2 protein-coding genes are annotated in these 2,615 nt (G+C 40.5%); one reads left to right on the top strand and one right to left on the bottom strand.

The genetic code is table 11. The features are described from left to right. Positions 1-24: 24 nt before the first annotated feature. Positions 25-1,383, top strand: a complete 1,359-nt coding sequence (locus ACH0QE_RS09235) for an IS1182 family transposase (protein ID WP_415800410.1) — start codon at positions 25-27, stop codon at positions 1,381-1,383. A 165-nt stretch (positions 1,384-1,548) separates the two neighbouring features. Here the strand turns inward: ACH0QE_RS09235 and ACH0QE_RS09230 are convergent. Next, positions 1,549-2,615: tyrosine-type recombinase/integrase (locus tag ACH0QE_RS09230; protein ID WP_415800409.1), on the bottom strand; the 1,067-nt coding region annotated here is incomplete at its 5' end.

Genomic DNA, 2,615 nt, shown 5'->3' with positions numbered 1-2,615 from the left:
CATATAACGCTTGAGGTGATAAAGATGCTTTCGAAGAATAATCCAATCCAACGAGATCAATTAGAAATGGTGGCTTTAGACCAGCTGGTTCCTAAGGAACATTTAGTCCGTAAGATGGAAGCAGCCATTGATTTTTCTTTCATTTATGACTTGGTGAAGGATGTGTATTCGGAAGTAGGGCGACCAAGCATTGACCCTGTGATTTTAATTAAACTCACCTTCATTCAATATACCTTTGGCATCCGTTCCATGCGTCAGACCATTGCCGAAGTAGAAACGAATATGGCCTATCGCTGGTTTTTGGGTTATGGATTCCATGATAAAGTGCCCCACTTCTCCACCTTCGGGAAGAATTACGAACGCCGTTTTAAAGACACCGATTTGTTTGAACAGATCTTCTATCGAATTCTTAAGACCGCAGCTGATAAGAAACTCATTAGTGCTGAACATGTCTTTATTGATTCAACCCATGTAAAAGCAAGTGCGAATAAGCATAAATTCGAGAAGAAAGTGGTGCGTAAGGAAACACGGGCGTATCAAGAGAAACTCCAGGTAGAAATTAATCAGGATCGGGAAGACCATGGGAAAAAACCTTTTCCTCCTGATAAGTTTGATAAGGAAGAATCGAAAGAAATCAAGGAAAGCACAACCGATCCGGAGAGTGGATACTACGTCAAGGACGAACGGACAAAGCAGTTTGCCTACTCCTTTCATGCGGCATCAGACCGTAACGGATTTGTCCTGGGGACAATTGTGACACCTGGTAACACGCATGACAGCCTGATCCTTGAGCCACTGGTAGAACAAGTGATAGAGACAGTTGGAAAGCCTAATGCCGTTGCGGCCGACGCAGCCTATAAAACTCCGGCTATTACGAAGTTTCTGATGGAAAACGAAATGATCCCGGCTTTGCCTTATACCCGACCACGGACGAAGGATGGCTTTTTCCGCAAATATGACTATGTGTATGACGAATTTTATGACTGTTACTTGTGCCCTGCCGGTGAGGTCCTAAAGTATTCGACCACAACTAAAGAGGGGTATCGTGAATATAAATCCCCTAAACAGATCTGCGCCAACTGCCCATTTTTAGCGCAATGCACAGAAAGCAAGGACCATCAAAAGGTGGTCACGCGCCATATCTGGCAGGAGTATGTGGAAGAGGCAGACCACTTAAGGCACAAACCAGAAGTAAAACAAATTTATGCGAAGCGCAAAGAAACCATTGAGCGCGTATTCGCAGATGCAAAAGAAAAGCATGGCATGCGTTGGACAACCCTGAGGGGACTTAAAAAATTGTCGATGCAGGCGATGCTTACTTTCGCTGCCTTAAACTTGAAGAAGATGGCCAACTGGACATGGAGAAGTCCAGTAATGGCCTAAAAGTATAGCTAATAGAGTCTATTTTCTTTGAAAATCCGATGAAATCCAAAAAGGGGTTCGGAATGAGACCATTCCGAACCCCTTTTGTCTACAAACTGATCTCTAGTCTAAAATAGACTAGAGACTTTTTTGTGTTTTAATCTCACTCATGAATGGAGAATCTCCTCATATGTTTCTCAACATTTCTGAATTCTTCCAAGCATGAGCCGCATTACGCTTACGTGATGTCTTTCTCTGTAAATATCGTTGGGTGGTTTTCAATTGTACATGGCCAAGGGATTCTTGAATGGTTAATAGATCTGCTCCCTGGTCAGCGCTAATCTGAGCATAGCCATGCCTTAATGTATGTGGTGTAATGGGCTCCTTCCGCATTTGAACAAATTCGAGATCCGCTTGATTTATTTTCTTAATTAGATAATTTGAAAGATATTTAGAGTCATATGCCTTGCCTTTAGAAGTAATAAAGAGTGGAGATTCATCTCTCTTTCCAATATGGAAATCTACTCTTCTCCTATTTCTAAACTTCCTAATCGTCTCCAATACATTACCGTGAATCAATACTTGCCTGAATTTGTTCCCTTTCCCTTTTACCGTCAACCAATACTCTCCATCTATATATTCCAGGTCACCGACTGTAGCAGTACACAATTCATTCACACGAATGCCCGTAGTTGCAAGTGTGGATATCAAAGAGTAAAGGATAGGGTGATTCTTAAAGTACTGTATTAAGTGAAGAACTTCCTCTGAACTGATTTCTTTTATAGGTATATCGCTTGAATGAAGGTTGCTGCTGGACATGTCTTTATGTAACGAATGCTCGATATAGTCTTTCTCGAATAAAAATTTTAGAAATCCTTTTACGATTACAGTCTTACGATATTTCGTTGCTGCTGAATAAACCTTTCCACCTTTCCCAAGGGGAGCTGTTTTTAGCCAATCCTGGTACTTCCTTAAATTTCTTTCGTTTAACCTCTTTAATAATTGATAATCCAAAATCTCCAACTCTATTTCGAAGCTTACCGCATTTTCCACCAGCTGCTTATAAAATAAAAGCAATTCCCTTATGTATTCTTCAATCGTATTTTTTTGTCGGTTGTTTTTGTCATTCAAATCCTTTTTTTCATGGATGTATAGATAAATCATTTCCAGATCATTAAATCTGGAGAAATCTTTTTGCCCCCCAAAATCTAATGCATCGACAATTACATCATAGAATGATGGATCCTTCATTG

Origin of the sequence: Mesobacillus sp., from assembly GCF_047739415.1 — a bacterium.
GTDB lineage: Bacteria > Bacillota > Bacilli > Bacillales > Cytobacillaceae > Mesobacillus.
Note: the sequence above shows the minus strand (reverse complement) of the source record. Positions and strands in the feature narration are given on the sequence as shown.